Source organism: Escherichia sp. MOD1-EC7011, assembly GCF_002965005.1.
GTDB lineage: Bacteria > Pseudomonadota > Gammaproteobacteria > Enterobacterales > Enterobacteriaceae > Escherichia > Escherichia ruysiae.
The window spans coordinates 95,716-109,301 of the sequence record NZ_PTRD01000027.1; the positions used below are offsets into that span (position 1 = coordinate 95,716).

Annotated in this window: 17 protein-coding genes; 5 read left to right on the forward strand and 12 right to left on the reverse strand. The window is 49.3% G+C overall.

What is annotated here, in order from left to right; genetic code table 11:
- Window positions 1-42: 42 nt before the first annotated feature.
- The gene (locus A7098_RS14650; RefSeq protein WP_001211109.1) at window positions 43-270 is read left to right on the forward strand and encodes a YceK/YidQ family lipoprotein; all 228 of its coding nucleotides are present in this window, start codon (window positions 43-45) and stop codon (window positions 268-270) included.
- On the opposite strand, the gene A7098_RS14655 is transcribed toward A7098_RS14650, so the two are convergent.
- The 3 genes from A7098_RS14655 to lpxL form a co-directional block, all read right to left on the reverse strand.
- Entirely contained in the window at window positions 271-645 is a 375-nt protein-coding gene (locus tag A7098_RS14655; protein WP_000180062.1) for a MysB family protein, read from the reverse strand. It lies immediately after the preceding gene.
- A gap of 82 nt (window positions 646-727) precedes the next feature.
- Window positions 728-1,954 (reverse strand): multidrug efflux MFS transporter MdtG, encoded by a 1,227-nt coding sequence (gene mdtG, locus A7098_RS14660; protein WP_105281001.1) that lies wholly within the window; start codon window positions 1,952-1,954, stop codon window positions 728-730.
- A gap of 170 nt (window positions 1,955-2,124) precedes the next feature.
- The gene (lpxL, locus tag A7098_RS14665; RefSeq protein WP_010345635.1) at window positions 2,125-3,045 is read right to left on the reverse strand and encodes a kdo(2)-lipid IV(A) lauroyltransferase; all 921 of its coding nucleotides are present in this window, start codon (window positions 3,043-3,045) and stop codon (window positions 2,125-2,127) included.
- 224 nt (window positions 3,046-3,269) lie between these two features.
- Between lpxL and A7098_RS14670 the strand changes: the two genes are divergently transcribed.
- Window positions 3,270-4,322 (forward strand): rhodanese-related sulfurtransferase, encoded by a 1,053-nt coding sequence (locus A7098_RS14670; protein ID WP_010345633.1) that lies wholly within the window; start codon window positions 3,270-3,272, stop codon window positions 4,320-4,322.
- 41 nt (window positions 4,323-4,363) lie between these two features.
- On the opposite strand, the gene A7098_RS14675 is transcribed toward A7098_RS14670, so the two are convergent.
- From A7098_RS14675 to mdtH, 9 genes are all read right to left on the reverse strand, one after another.
- A complete protein-coding gene (locus tag A7098_RS14675) occupies window positions 4,364-4,939 on the reverse strand; it encodes a YceI family protein (RefSeq protein ID WP_105281002.1) in 576 nt (191 codons plus the stop codon).
- 1 nt (window position 4,940) lies between these two features.
- A complete protein-coding gene (locus A7098_RS14680; protein ID WP_000060038.1) occupies window positions 4,941-5,507 on the reverse strand; it encodes a cytochrome b in 567 nt (188 codons plus the stop codon).
- Window positions 5,508-5,768: 261 nt separating this feature from the next.
- The gene (locus tag A7098_RS14685; protein WP_001253424.1) at window positions 5,769-5,882 is read right to left on the reverse strand and encodes a YceO family protein; all 114 of its coding nucleotides are present in this window, start codon (window positions 5,880-5,882) and stop codon (window positions 5,769-5,771) included.
- A 46-nt stretch (window positions 5,883-5,928) separates the two neighbouring features.
- A complete protein-coding gene (solA, locus tag A7098_RS14690; protein WP_000872755.1) occupies window positions 5,929-7,047 on the reverse strand; it encodes an N-methyl-L-tryptophan oxidase in 1,119 nt (372 codons plus the stop codon).
- Between the two features lie 114 nt (window positions 7,048-7,161).
- The gene (gene bssS, locus A7098_RS14695; RefSeq protein ID WP_000414435.1) at window positions 7,162-7,416 is read right to left on the reverse strand and encodes a biofilm formation regulator BssS; all 255 of its coding nucleotides are present in this window, start codon (window positions 7,414-7,416) and stop codon (window positions 7,162-7,164) included.
- A 276-nt stretch (window positions 7,417-7,692) separates the two neighbouring features.
- A complete protein-coding gene (dinI, locus tag A7098_RS14700; RefSeq protein WP_001217767.1) occupies window positions 7,693-7,938 on the reverse strand; it encodes a DNA damage-inducible protein I in 246 nt (81 codons plus the stop codon).
- A gap of 73 nt (window positions 7,939-8,011) precedes the next feature.
- Window positions 8,012-9,058, reverse strand: coding sequence for a dihydroorotase (gene pyrC / locus A7098_RS14705; protein ID WP_000126572.1), 1,047 nt, complete (start codon window positions 9,056-9,058; stop codon window positions 8,012-8,014).
- A 105-nt stretch (window positions 9,059-9,163) separates the two neighbouring features.
- The gene (locus tag A7098_RS14710; RefSeq protein WP_010351783.1) at window positions 9,164-9,724 is read right to left on the reverse strand and encodes a lipoprotein; all 561 of its coding nucleotides are present in this window, start codon (window positions 9,722-9,724) and stop codon (window positions 9,164-9,166) included.
- 171 nt (window positions 9,725-9,895) lie between these two features.
- On the reverse strand, window positions 9,896-11,104 hold the full coding sequence (gene mdtH, locus A7098_RS14715) for a multidrug efflux MFS transporter MdtH (RefSeq protein WP_000092224.1): 1,209 nt from the start codon (window positions 11,102-11,104) through the stop codon (window positions 9,896-9,898).
- A 235-nt stretch (window positions 11,105-11,339) separates the two neighbouring features.
- Between mdtH and rimJ the strand changes: the two genes are divergently transcribed.
- Genes rimJ through A7098_RS14730 form a run of 3 tightly spaced genes read left to right on the forward strand, consistent with a single transcriptional unit; the run spans window position 11,340 to window position 13,507 of the window.
- Window positions 11,340-11,924, forward strand: coding sequence for a ribosomal protein S5-alanine N-acetyltransferase (gene rimJ / locus A7098_RS14720; protein WP_000468197.1), 585 nt, complete (start codon window positions 11,340-11,342; stop codon window positions 11,922-11,924).
- Between the two features lie 10 nt (window positions 11,925-11,934).
- Window positions 11,935-12,582, forward strand: a complete 648-nt coding sequence (locus tag A7098_RS14725; RefSeq protein WP_000877121.1) for a YceH family protein — start codon at window positions 11,935-11,937, stop codon at window positions 12,580-12,582.
- 1 nt (window position 12,583) lies between these two features.
- Window positions 12,584-13,507: a Gfo/Idh/MocA family protein gene (locus tag A7098_RS14730; RefSeq protein ID WP_000736172.1), complete on the forward strand. Its 924-nt coding sequence runs from the start codon at window positions 12,584-12,586 to the stop codon at window positions 13,505-13,507.
- The last annotated feature ends 79 nt before the right edge of the window (window positions 13,508-13,586 follow it).

A 13,586-nucleotide genomic window follows, 5' to 3' on the forward strand; every position in this document is an offset into this window, starting at 1 on the left:
TACCGGCGTTATGCCGGTATTTTTTTACGGAAGAGGGTTCAAATGCGTTTCATCGTAGTCAGCATCATGGTTACCTTGCTGAGTGGTTGTGGCAGCATCATTAGCCGCACCATACCGGGACAGGGGCATGGCAACCAATATTATCCCGGCGTGCAATGGGATGTACGTGACTCCGCATGGCGCTATGTCACAATCCTTGATCTCCCTTTCTCTTTAGTCTTTGATACCTTACTGCTACCGATCGACATTCATCACGGAGCATATGAGTAATTAACGCTCATCCCACTCATCTGCTGCTGCGCGTCCTTCTTCGGTATCCAGCGGTGGTTCAAGCTGAAATTCACCTTCGTCCCATTCATGCAGGGTATTTTCTTCCTGCCATTCCTGGCGGATTTCAATCTCATCATAGTCGCCATCAAAGATGCTTTGTGCGGCTTCTCCACTGAACATTGGCAGGCATTCACCTTCTTCGCCCTCATCGGCTAAAAACTCAACCTGCCACATAATGTCGCCATCTTGCAGAATATATTTCTGGACATTGAACTGTTGCACATTCGCTTCTTCGGCGTCGATGCCGGGGTTGTCAGCAAGAAATTCTTCGCGTGCGGCATCAATGGCTTCTTCAAGCGTTGCGTACATAGTCATCACGACTCTCCCTTTGATTTGCTGAGGTGTTCAGGGAAAGAATAGCTGATTCTCCGCTTTTGCAAGTATGAAAGGCGAAAAATCAGTTCGATACCTGGGGGAGTCGGCGACGGCGCAGGCTGTTCCACGAATAGACCGCGTTAAACAAAACGACTCCGGCGGTAACCAGAAATACAGCACGAAAGCCGTAGTGTGCTGAAATAGCTGCGCCCATCAACGGCCCCGTAACGTTGCCAATATCGCGAAACGACTGGTTATAGCTGAAAATGCGTCCGGCGATTTGGTTGGTCGAATTATAAACCAGCAACGTTTGTACGGCTGGGAGCAGAGCGCCGTCTGCGGCGCCGAGCAAAAAGCGTAAAATCCCCAGTTGCAGTGGTGTCTGGACATAAGACATTGGGATCAACAGCAGCACAGAAAAGATCAGCGCAGTTATCAGGATCTTTTCTGGCCCGATACGATCGCCAAGTTTACCGAGTCGTGGAGCACTTAGCAGTGCAGCAACGCCGGGCACGGAGGCGATCATGCCGCTAATAAAGGCGATATTACTGACATTTCCTGCCAGTTCGCGGACATACAGCGTCAGGATTGGCGCGATAGATCCAGTAGCTATCTGGATAATTAATGTTGTGACAAACAGGCTAAGTACCAGTTTCGGATTTTTAAGCGATGTTACGACTTCCCGCATGTGCAGCATCTCTTTTTTGCTGACGGGCTGGAATTTTTCTCTGATACAAAACAGGGTGACGAAAAAGCAGAGTATGAGCACACTGGCGGTAATAAAGAATACCGGACGTAAGCCGTAGTTATCAGCGAGTAAGCCACCAGCCATCGGGCCGAGCAACGCGCCGCTAACGCCGCCGGTGGAGAGCGTGCCCAGCGCCCAGCCGCTTTTATTACGCGGTACTTGTGTGGCGATAAGAGCATTGGCGTTGGGGACAAATCCGCCAAGCAAACCAAGCAGCGCCCGCAGAATCAAAAACTGCCAGATATTTTGCGCCAGCCCCATCAGCACCATCACGACGCCCATGCCGAGAGCAGAACGCAATAACATGATTTTTCTGCCTTTGCGGTCGGCAAGCCCGCCCCAGAAAGGGGAGGCGATGGCGGAAAATAAAAAGGTAATACTGAAGACAATCCCCGACCACATATTCAGCGCGCTGTGGCCGGTGATGCCAAGTTGCTCAACGTAGAGGGGTAAGAATGGCATCACCAGACTGAAGGCGGCACCGGTAAGAAAACAACCTAGCCAGGCAACGATCAGGTTTCGTTTCCAGTTTATGGGGGTGTCATTTTCACAGAGTGACATAGCAATCCGCTGTTGGTGCGCCAGGCGCGGTGATTAAAAGAAGAAAAAGTAAGCACACTAATTATGCGCCTGACTTATAGGTGACGCAATGTACAGAGCTTTTATCGCTAAATCAGGAGGATTTGTAGTGGTAATGCCGGATGCAGTTCGAAACATCCGGCAAGGGAGATTTAATAGCGTGAAGGTACGCCTTCCGGGCGCGTTTTAAAGCGACGATGCAGCCACATATACTGTTCCGGTGCCATCATGATGCATTTTTCGACCACTTTATTCATCCATGCAGCGGTGATTTCAGCGTTATCCAACGGAGGTGAACACTCTGGCGGCAGCATGATCAACTGATACCCTTTGCCGTCTGGCTTACGACGCGGAACAAACGGCACCAGGCACGCACCAGACATTTTCGCCAGCATCCAGGTGCCACTGGTGGTCGCCGCCTGCTCAACAGCAAACAGCGGCACGAAAACACTTGAGCGCGGGCCGTAATCGTGATCTGGCGCATACCAGACCACTTCGCCTTTCTTTAGTGCCCGGATCATTCCTTTTAAGTCTTTGCGATCAAGCATCGATTTATTCGAACGCAGGCGCCCCCAGGTTTGCAGCCAGTCGAGCAACGGATTATCGTTTGGGCGATAGACGCCGATACCCGGTTCCTGCATACCAAATTGCCTTGCGCCCAGCTCCAGCGTCAGGAAATGGATGCCGACCAACAGAATGCCGCGCTTTTGCGCCTGCACGTCACGGATATGTTCCATGCCAATCACTTCCGTCCAGCGGGCAATTCGACGATCCGACCAGAACCACGCCATGCCGGTCTCCATCAGCCCCATCCCAACGGATTCGAAATTCTTCACCATCATTTCATGGCGTTCTTGTTCGCTCATCTCCGGGAAGCACAGTTCCAGATTGCGATGTACAATTTTGGCGCGACGTTTCATAACATGTAACGCCAGTTTTCCTAATCCACAACCGAGACGGTAGATGACCGGGTAGGGCAATTGCACGACCAACCAAAGTACGCCAATACCCAACCAGGTTAACCAATAACGCGGATGAAGCAGTGCGGTGGAGAACTTGGGTAGATTCGTCATATAAATCCTGTCTTTCAACCTATACGGGCAATTGTATGTATTGTCGCATTTTTTCGTCCGCAACCAAAATTTGTGACCGAAGACTGGGCGAAATTACCGCGTATGTAAATCATTAATAATTTTTAATGCGCAAATGTAGCGTAAAATGTATGGATGTTAATTGTCGATAATTGCTATATCATGCTGCGGATTTTTACTTTCCCACCCCGCAGGAACCGTACACCATGCCAGTGTTACACAACCGCATTTCTAATGACGCGCTGAAAGCCAAAATGCTGGCCGAGAGCGAACCACGTACCACCATTTCGTTCTATAAATATTTCCACATTACCGATCCCAAAACGACCCGCGATGCTTTATATAAGCTATTTACCGCGTTGAATGTCTTTGGGCGGGTCTATCTGGCGCATGAAGGGATCAACGCACAAATCAGCGTACCGGCGAGCAACGTAGAGACATTTCGCGCACAGCTTTATGCTTTTGATCCTGCTTTAAACGGTTTACGTCTGAATATTGCGCTGGATGATGACGGGAAATCCTTCTGGGTGCTGCGCATGAAGGTTCGCGACCGAATTGTTGCCGATGGTATTGACGATCCTCAATTTGATGCCAGTAACGTGGGGGAATACCTGCAAGCAGCGGAAGTGAATGCCATGCTTGATGATCCCGATGCGCTGTTTATCGATATGCGCAACCACTATGAATATGAAGTGGGGCATTTTGAAAACGCGCTGGAAATTCCGGCAGATACCTTTCGCGAACAACTGCCAAAAGCGGTTGAGATGATGCAGGTGCATAAAGATAAAAAAATTGTGATGTACTGTACCGGTGGTATTCGTTGCGAAAAGGCCAGTGCCTGGATGAAACATAACGGATTCAATAAAGTCTGGCATATTGAAGGCGGGATTATTGAATACGCTCGTAAGGCGCGTGAACAAGGTTTGCCTGTCCGCTTTATTGGTAAAAATTTTGTTTTTGACGAGCGGATGGGCGAGCGGATCTCTGACGAAATTATTGCGCATTGTCATCAGTGCGGCACACCTTGTGACAGCCATACCAATTGTAGAAATGATGGCTGTCATCTGTTGTTTATCCAGTGTCCGGCATGTGCCGAGAAATTCAAGGGCTGTTGTAGTGAGATTTGCTGTGAAGAAAGCGCATTACCGCCAGAAGAACAGCGCCGCCGTCGTGCCGGGCGAGAAAATGGCAATAAGATCTTTAATAAATCGCGTGGACGGCTGAACACGACGCTGGTCATTCCTGATCCAACAAAATAAACATTCGTGCCGGATGCGCGTCATCCGGCAACATCTATGCATTACTTCTGCTGTACACCTTCCACCGAAATAATCAGATCAACCTCCTGCGAAGCTGGACCTAAATCAGTCTTAATGTTGAAGTCTTTCAGCTTAATTTTGCCTTCTGCCTCGAAGCCCGCACGTTTACCGCCCCACGGATCGTCGCCCTGACCAATCAATTTTGCTTCCAGCGTTACTGGTTTGGTTACGCCATTGAGTGTCAGATCACCCGTAATATCCAGCTCATCACCGTCTTTCTTCACGCTGGTAGAAGTGAACGTCGCCTGCGGATATTTTGCGGTGTTGAGGAAATCTGCGCTGCGAAGATGCTTATCACGTTCGGCGTGATTGGTATCGACGCTGGTGGTGTTAATTGTCACATTCACTTTATCAGCAGCTGGGTTCTTTTCATCAAAGGTAAAAGTACCGTCGAAATCTTTAAAGGTGCCATATAACCAGCCATAGCCAAGATGCTGGATGCGGAAATTGACAAAGGCGTGCTGACCTTCTTTGTCAATTTTGTAATCGGCGGCGACAGCTGAACCGGCAGAGAACATCAGGGAAGCGAAGGTTAAACCAAGCAGGCTTTTTTTCATTTTATACTCCATAGTCAGATGACGATTTTCCCAGCATACGCTTAAGGGTGTCGTCTTTATCGATGAAATGATGCTTCAGGGCCATAAATCCGTGCATAACGGACAGTACAACGACGCTCCACGCTAGCCAAAAATGCAGGGCACCGGCTAAGTCAGCCTGTGCGCCAGCATCGGCAAGGGTCGCGGGGATGTCAAACCAGCCAAAAACGCTGATTGGTTTGCCATCGGCGGTCGAGATGAGATAGCCGCTGATGCCAATGGCGAAGAGCAAAAGGTATAGCGCGAGATGTCCAATTTGTGCGCCGAGACGCGTCATGGTCGAATAACTTTGCAACGGACCAGGTGGTGGGGATATAACACGCCACAGAATGCGTATAACCAGCCCCATCATGAGCAGAATACCGACGCTTTTATGCAGCTCTGGTGCTTTGTGATACCAGCCATCGTAATAACTGAGTGTTACCATCCATAGCCCTAAAGCAAACATGCAGTAGATAATGATTGCACTCAGCCAATGAAAGGTCATTGATATAACACCATAGCGTTTGGGGGTATTTGTAAGGGACATCAGTACATCCGAAACTTATTTGCGAAAGAATGAAAATGGCGCGTTGGAGAATGAATTGCAACTTAAAAATAACAATTCAAATGATATTTATTTTTATTTCAATAATTTTGATTTAATAATGAAAGAATCTTCATAAGTTTAGTGGTTTCAGGATGAGGTATGTCTGGGGAGTGAAGTTAAGAGACACATAAGCTTATTCAATTTTTCACACCAAATGAAAGAGAGATTAAGTTTTTGTCAATTTATGTCAGTGCTGCGTGGTTAAAAATAAATCACGTAGATCAGATCCATAATGGCCAATAATCCCCACAGAAAAAGATAAAGCATCAGATGCTCGCGAATATTATTGATGAGATAGTTCAACAGCCGACGCATTAAATACTCCTGTAAAAACGGCCTCATTTTGAGGCCGTGATGATGATTATTTGAAGCGGGAAAGTCTGAATGGCGTCAAATCAAAATCGCTATTTATACCTTGCGCAAAATCGGCGGCTATTTCCCCTAATACCGATGCAAATTTAAATCCGTGACCACTCAGGCCGGTAATCAGCAGCGTATTATCGTGACCGGGCAGGGTGTCGATAATAAAATCTTCATCAGGCGAATTATCGTAGGTACAGGCAGCTCCGTACAGGCAGCAACCAATGCCCGGCAGTATGCTACGTAAGAAGGGAAATGCTTCAGAACCGTCACTGGCGATTTCAGCAAACGGAACGCGTTCATCCGCTGAATGAATCACCTGACCACCATTATGTTTTCCAATTTTCAGAGCGTCATTTTCGGCGGGAAAGCCGTAATACTGATCGCCATTGGGCAGTTCTCCGGTAAAGGCCGGAAATTTATTTTTCACGCTATAACGACCATCGGCCTGATACCAGGCGAACACTTTGCGTACTGGCTGGACAGGCAGTTCTGGCAGCAGGTCTTTTACCCATGTTCCCGCGCAGACGATCGCTTTTTTCGCCTGATACTCGCCGTCAGCTGTTTCAATAGTTACGCCGTCATCGTCATGACGAATTGCGGTGACCGGGCAGTTGAACAGTTGGGCACAGCCAGCTTCCTTCGCCAGTTGGATCCAGGTTTTAATTGCCAGTTCGCTGCGCAGAAAGCCAGAATCAGCCTCAAACAAGCCGATGTAATTGTCAGGGACGCGTATTTCAGGCCAGCGAGCCATAATGGTTTGCGCATCCAGTTTTTCGACGTTGAGTTGCCATTGTTCCGCGCTGTGGGCGACATTGGCGAGGAATTCGGAGTCGGCTGGGCCGAGGTTAATGACGCCAGAGCGCACAAAAATGGGGTCTTCTTCGTTGTAACGGGAGAGTTCATCCCACAGGGTTTGCGCGCGAAGTACCAACGGAACATACTTTTCACCTTCACCATAAGCATGGCGAATTAATCGTGTATCACCGTGGTGGCTGCCGTGTTGGTGCGGCGGCATATGGGCGTCGGTCATCAGCACTTTCAAACCGGCCCGAGTGGCATAATACCCGGCTGCAGCGCCTACGGAACCGCTGCCAATAATGATGAGATCGTATTTCATTTTTTTCTCTCTGCTCTCATGGTTTAAGCAGAGTAATTAAGTGAATGCAGATATACAACCCAGAAATAGTAAAGGCACCAATCTGGTGCCTTTTGGGTGGATGGTCATGTCAAGTTAATGACGACGATACTCATTTACATGGAAATCACCAGATTCAATTTTGGCGATTCCTGCTTCTAATATCGAAATAAATTGTCTGGCAACATCAGTAGTTAACCAGAGTGTCTGACCAACTTCAGTCCCTTCCTGCTCGGACTTATTTGGGGTCTGGTAGTGCAAACGCAACATCAGAGCATCATAGCTATCAACGGTGCTGATGTCCCACCCTACGAGCGGATGAGTCTGAATGACTTCATTGTTTTTTTCCATCATGGCCCCCTAATTCGTGTTACTAGACAACGTTATTCGAGGTTCAATGCATTTTTATCTGAAGCAACTTCAGTATACCAATAAGTAAGGGTATCCACAGAATTTTTAAAGGGGGAAAGAGATATTTTTTTGTTTTTAAGATTTATATGAACAATAAAACAGCATGTCATTCATATTTTTTTAGCATATCGTGCAATTATTTTGAGGAAGTGTAGAAATTTTGTGCTGAAAATAAAAAAGCCGGGGCGACCCGGCAAAAACAAACATTACTGCATATTATTCGCTAACGAACCAGTCATCTGCGCTTTCCCATGTTTCTTGCAGAATTTCGCTAATGCGCTGTTTATCTTCTTTTGTTGCGCCAATAACCGATAAATTATTAGCTGCGGCATAACGAACAGAAACATGACCTTCGTTATCAGGAAACGCATATTGAATACGGCGGGAAAGTTCAACTGCCAGAGCGTCAATGGCTCCGGCAGGTAATGGAGAAGTTTTCGCTATGGTGACTTCAATTCTCATAATAGCCCCCTGTTTAATATACTGGTTATTTATACAGGTAAAATAACCTAATGACAACAGGGAACTACGTTTTTTATTGTTTAACTGTCCAGCGTACTGTTTCTCCGGCCAGGAATGGCACCAACGTGTCGTCAGTCAGAGCGATGCTTTCAGCCACTTTCTGCTCTTCGCGTACCAGTTCAATAAACGATTCGTTGACTGGCAAACCATAGAACTGCGGGCCGTTTAAAGAACAGAATGCTTCAAAGTGCTGTAACGCATTCATTTCTTCAAAGACAGTGGCGTAACTGCCCAGCGCCGTTGGGGCATTAAAACAGCCGGCACAACCGCAGCTACTCTCTTTGCGATGACGCGCATGTGGCGCGGAGTCAGTCCCAAGGAAAACGCGACTAAAGCCACTGGCGACCAGTTCACGCAGCGCCTGTTGATGCACATTACGTTTGAGAATGGGCAGGCAGTACAGATGCGGACGTATGCCACCAACCAGCATATGGTTACGGTTAAACATCAAATGCTGGGGTGTAATGGTAGCAGCCAGCAGTTCATTACCGTCACGAACATATTCAGCGGCATCTTTCGTCGTGATGTGCTCAAAAACCACTTTCAGCCCAGCCAGACGTTGGCGTAGCGGCTCCATAACAGTTTCAATAAAGCGCGCTTCACGGTCAAAAATGTCGATGTCGGCGTGTGTCACCTCTCCGTGTACCAGCAGTGGCATACCCATTTTTTCCATTCGCTCCAGTACGGGCATGATAGCGTCAACCGACGTCACGCCGTGGCTGGAGTTGGTGGTCGCGTTTGCTGGGTAAAGTTTTGCAGCGGTGAACACGCCTTCGTTAAACCCTCGCTCCAGTTCGTCTGCATCCAGTGAATCAGTTAGGTAGCAGGTCATCAGCGGGATGAAGTCGTGCCCGGCAGGGACGGCGTCAAGAATACGTTGACGATAAGCCACGGCAGCTTCAACGGTCGTCACGGGCGGTGCCAGATTGGGCATAACGATGGCCCGACCATAGGTTTGGCTGGTATACGGCACGACAGTTTTTAACATGTCGCCATCGCGGAGGTGAAGGTGCCAGTCGTCTGGGCGGCGGATCTTTAATACCTGGGATGGTGCAGTCATTAATCTCTATGCTCCGGCTGAAGGGATGTTTTTGCCGGACACAAAGGATAAGCGGAAACGTTTTCCTTTGCACGAAAAATAAAGGGCGCGAATGCGCCCTCGTGTTTAATCAGTAAACGGAATGACAATTTCGCCAGGTTTCACCTCAATGCCTTTCGCCAGTTTTTTCGCCATTGCTTCACCTTTGCTGCCATCTTCGCGCAGAATGTAAGCCGGTTGCTGGTTAAAGTAGTTGCGTAGTGCCTGATTTAAATAGGGGAGCAACGTTTGCATGACTGTCTGCATTTTTTCCGGTTGTACCGTCGCATCGACCACTTCCATTTCCTTCAGGAAGATAGCGCCTTTTTCTTTATCGAAAACCGGCAGTGCTTTCAGTTTTAGTTTCATGGTCGCTTTCTGGCTGCCGAACAGGGAGTTCATATCCAGATTTGCATCCCCGGTTAAGGTTATCTTATTCGGCTCTTCGCGACCAATTTGGCTGGTCAGGTTTGTCAGAACAATATGGGCATCCGCTACGCCGGGCAAACCGATATCTTTCGAGAAATTATTATGTTTCTCAAGTGACTGGTTAATTTCTTGTTCGCTAATCGTGTACTGGGTGAGTTGATTACAGCCAACGAGCAGGCCGCTGACGAGCAATGCAGCGGCAAATAAAAACTTGTTCATGGTAGTCCTCGACATGAAATCTGCGTCAATATCCTGACACAACGCAGCATGTGCCACCAGCGTTAAACTCGCCAGCAGAAAAAACTGAATTCTGCGGCGGCAGGTAATAACAAGCTGTTAAGGCGCGTCAGGTTGACAGGGCGAGCAATGGTAACAGAAAGCATCGCGTTTTCAGGCGTCGCGTTCCAGCAACCGACGCGCCGCGCGTTTCTGGCTAAATTGCCAACCCAGCGCAAGGAAGGTGATTATGCCAATAATGCCCAACATCATCCACGGTAACTCTGGTTGTTGTGCCGACTTTCCCAGATCAAACAGCCAACCGCCGCCGATATAGCCAATAGCTCCGCCAATGGCCAGACCCAGACGGCTAAAACCCATATAGCTGCCGCGTGCTCGCGCATCCGCCAGCGAGGCACTTAAGGTTTCACGCGCAGGTTCGGCAATGATCGAACCGATATAAAACAGACAAATCAGGGTGAAAAGTTGTTGCAGGCTGCTGACCATGCCCACCGGCATCATGCTTAATGACATTATCAACAACCCAGCCATCAACCGGTGTTCCAGACGAAAGCGCCTTTCGCTCCAGCGAGCGATAGGGTAGAGCAAGGTTAAGGAGAGACATGCTTCAATGGCATACATCCATTTAACGGCAGAGGGCGCTCCGGCGACGTCGTTGACCATAATCGGCAGCATCAACATCACCTGAACGGCAAGCATGTAGTAGCCCGCCAGCGTCAGGACGTAGGTGACAAAACGTTTATCACGCATCACGCGAGCCATGCCTTCGCGGACTGGCGTGCGCACGGTAGAGAGTTTCCATGCCGGTAACAACCAGGCATTAAACGCTGCACACAGTACAAATAGAATCGCCCCTGTGGCGCAGACCAGGCGGAAATCATATTGCAACAGCCAGCTTCCCAACAAAGCGCCAATGACCGCACCGGCACTGTCCTGCATCATCAACAACGAGAAAAAGCGCCCACGTTGCTGCGGGCGAATCAATTTGACCACCAGCGCCGAACGCGGCGGATCGAAAAGAGTGCCGCCAAGACCTGAGAGAAGGCAGGAAAACCACAGTAACCAGGGCTCCTGGGCGATGCCCATAGTGGCGAATCCGGCGGCGCGCATCAGCATACCGGTGACAATCATTGGTTTAGCGCCAAAGCGGTCGGCAATTGCGCCGCCAAAAATACCCAACCCTTGCTGAATGAACTGACGCAGACCGAGGGCAATACCGACCATCACGGCGGCCCAGCCCATTTGATCAACGAAGCGGATGGAGATCAGCGGGAAGACAACAAAGAACCCCAGCACGACCAGCATATTATCGATGAGCAGGAAATATTTACCCAGGTTCCTCGCCTGCGACACGCGCGACATTTCCCCTCCTGGGAAATAAAAGATGAGCACTTTCTATTCTGCATGGTCGCTAATACTTTTCCCACAATTACCGGGACAATATTTTTTTATCGAAAGCCCTCTTTGATAGAGAGTTTTTATCAAATATGTGAATAATGCAGGAAATGGCATTTTGGACTTTTCACAGGCTCTGGTTGCGCAGGTATAGTAATACTTACAGCGTATTAAAGACGTTACGGGAAGGAGTAGGTATAGAATGTTTGGCTATCGCAGTAACGTGCCAAAAGTGCGCTTAACCACGGACCGACTGGTCGTGCGTCTGGTGCATGATCGTGATGCCTGGCGGCTGGCGGATTATTACGCAGAGAATCGCCATTTCCTCAAGCCCTGGGAACCAGTGCGCGACGAAAGCCACTGCTATCCTTCAGGCTGGCAGGCCAGGTTAAGCATGATTAATGAATTTCATAAACAAGGTTCTGCATTCTATTTTGGGTTGTTCGACCCGGATGAGAAAGAGATTATTGGCGTTGCCAATTTTTCTAATGTGGTGCGAGGATCTTTTCATGCCTGCTATCTCGGTTATTCGATTGGGCAAAAATGGCAGGGCAAAGGGCTAATGTTTGAAGCCCTGACCGCCGCCATTCGTTATATGCAGCGCACCCAACATATTCATCGCATTATGGCCAACTATATGCCGCACAATAAACGCAGCGGTGATTTACTTGCGCGACTGGGTTTTGAAAAAGAAGGCTATGCGAAAGACTATCTGTTGATTGATGGACAATGGCGCGATCACGTACTGACGGCATTAACCACCCCAGACTGGACGCCCGGCCGCTAAGGAGAATCTCATGAAATATCAACTTACTGCACTAGAAGCCCGCGTGATTGGCTGCTTGCTGGAAAAACAGGTGACAACGCCGGAGCAATATCCGCTTTCTGTAAATGGTGTAGTAACGGCCTGTAATCAGAAAACGAACCGTGAACCGGTAATGAATCTGAGTGAATCCGAGGTGCAGGAGCAGCTGGATAATCTGGTCAAACGTCATTATTTACGCACGGTGAGCGGTTTTGGTAATCGGGTCACCAAATATGAGCAACGCTTTTGTAATTCAGAATTTGGCGATCTGAAACTGAGTGCCGCAGAAGTGGCGTTGATAACCACTTTGTTGTTACGCGGTGCCCAGACGCCAGGCGAATTGCGCAGCCGCGCGGCGCGGATGTATGAATTTAGCGATATGGCGGAAGTGGAGTCCACGCTGGAACAACTGGCTAATCGTGAAGACGGGCCTTTTGTGGTTCGCCTGGCTCGTGAACCGGGTAAACGTGAAAGCCGTTATATGCATCTTTTCAGCGGTGAAGTTGAGGATCAGCCGGTGTTAACGGAGTCGTCGAACGCGGTTGACGGCGATTTACAGGCTCGTGTCGAAGCACTGGAAATCGAAGTGGCAGAACTGAAACAGCGTCTTGATTCATTGCTGGCCCATCTGGGAGATTAAAGTGAAAAAATTACGTATCGGCGTAGTGGGATTAGGTGGTATCGCGCAAAAAGCGTGGTTACCGGTGCTGGCGGCAGCATCAGACTGGACGTTACAAGGCGCGTGGTCGCCAACGCGTGAGAAAGCCCTGCCAGTTTGTGAAAGCTGGCGCATTCCCTACGCTGATTCGTTATCCAGCCTCGCCGCCAGTTGCGATGCGGTTTTCGTGCATTCAAGCACTGCCAGCCACTTTGAGGTTGTCAGTGCGCTGTTAAATGCGGGGGTGCATGTTTGTGTTGATAAACCGCTGGCGGAAAATCTGCGTGATGCCGAGCGGCTGGTGGAACTGGCAGCACGGAAAAAACTCACCCTGATGGTCGGTTTTAACCGCCGTTTCGCACCTCTCTACTGTGAGTTAAAAACGCAACTCGCTACGGCGGCCTCGCTAAGAATGGATAAGCATCGTAGCAATAGTGTCGGGCCGCACGATCTTTATTTCACGTTGCTGGATGATTATCTGCATGTGGTGGATACCGCGCTGTGGTTGTCTGGCGGCAAAGCCTCTCTGGATGGCGGCACGCTACTGACTAACGACGCTGGCGAAATGCTATTTGCCGAGCACCATTTTTCTGCGGGTTCTTTGCAGATTACCACCAGTATGCATCGCCGTGCCGGAAGTCAGCGTGAAGCCGTGCAGGCCGTGACTGACGGTGCGCTCATCGACATTACGGATATGCGTGAATGGCGTGAGGAGCGCGGGCAGGGGGTAGTGCATAAACCGATTCCAGGCTGGCAGAGTACCCTTGAGCAGCGTGGATTTGTTGGTTGCGCACGTCACTTCATTGAATGCGTGCAAAATCAGACAGTTCCGCAAACCGCCGGTGAACAGGCGGTGCTGGCGCAGCGCATCGTTGACAAGATCTGGCGCGACGCGATGAGTGAATAAACCCTGTAACATCTGGCGGTAGCAATTCACCATAATCCAGGTAGACTATTCGCCTCTTTCAGCGCCTGCCTTGCAGGCG

Coding starts and splice junctions, on each gene's coding strand:
- A7098_RS14675 (WP_105281002.1), bottom strand. CDS start 4,939: ATGAAAAAAAGCCTGCTTGGTTTAACCTTCGCTTCCCTGATGTTCTCT.
- dinI (WP_001217767.1), bottom strand. CDS start 7,938: ATGAGAATTGAAGTCACCATAGCGAAAACTTCTCCATTACCTGCCGGA.
- A7098_RS14680 (WP_000060038.1), bottom strand. CDS start 5,507: ATGTCCCTTACAAATACCCCCAAACGCTATGGTGTTATATCAATGACC.
- A7098_RS14685 (WP_001253424.1), bottom strand. CDS start 5,882: ATGCGTCGGCTGTTGAACTATCTCATCAATAATATTCGCGAGCATCTG.
- pyrC (WP_000126572.1), bottom strand. CDS start 9,058: ATGACTGCACCATCCCAGGTATTAAAGATCCGCCGCCCAGACGACTGG.
- A7098_RS14725 (WP_000877121.1), top strand. CDS start 11,935: ATGAAATATCAACTTACTGCACTAGAAGCCCGCGTGATTGGCTGCTTG.
- A7098_RS14650 (WP_001211109.1), top strand. CDS start 43: ATGCGTTTCATCGTAGTCAGCATCATGGTTACCTTGCTGAGTGGTTGT.
- mdtG (WP_105281001.1), bottom strand. CDS start 1,954: ATGTCACTCTGTGAAAATGACACCCCCATAAACTGGAAACGAAACCTG.
- mdtH (WP_000092224.1), bottom strand. CDS start 11,104: ATGTCGCGCGTGTCGCAGGCGAGGAACCTGGGTAAATATTTCCTGCTC.
- bssS (WP_000414435.1), bottom strand. CDS start 7,416: ATGGAAAAAAACAATGAAGTCATTCAGACTCATCCGCTCGTAGGGTGG.
- A7098_RS14655 (WP_000180062.1), bottom strand. CDS start 645: ATGACTATGTACGCAACGCTTGAAGAAGCCATTGATGCCGCACGCGAA.
- lpxL (WP_010345635.1), bottom strand. CDS start 3,045: ATGACGAATCTACCCAAGTTCTCCACCGCACTGCTTCATCCGCGTTAT.
- rimJ (WP_000468197.1), top strand. CDS start 11,340: ATGTTTGGCTATCGCAGTAACGTGCCAAAAGTGCGCTTAACCACGGAC.
- A7098_RS14670 (WP_010345633.1), top strand. CDS start 3,270: ATGCCAGTGTTACACAACCGCATTTCTAATGACGCGCTGAAAGCCAAA.
- solA (WP_000872755.1), bottom strand. CDS start 7,047: ATGAAATACGATCTCATCATTATTGGCAGCGGTTCCGTAGGCGCTGCA.
- A7098_RS14710 (WP_010351783.1), bottom strand. CDS start 9,724: ATGAACAAGTTTTTATTTGCCGCTGCATTGCTCGTCAGCGGCCTGCTC.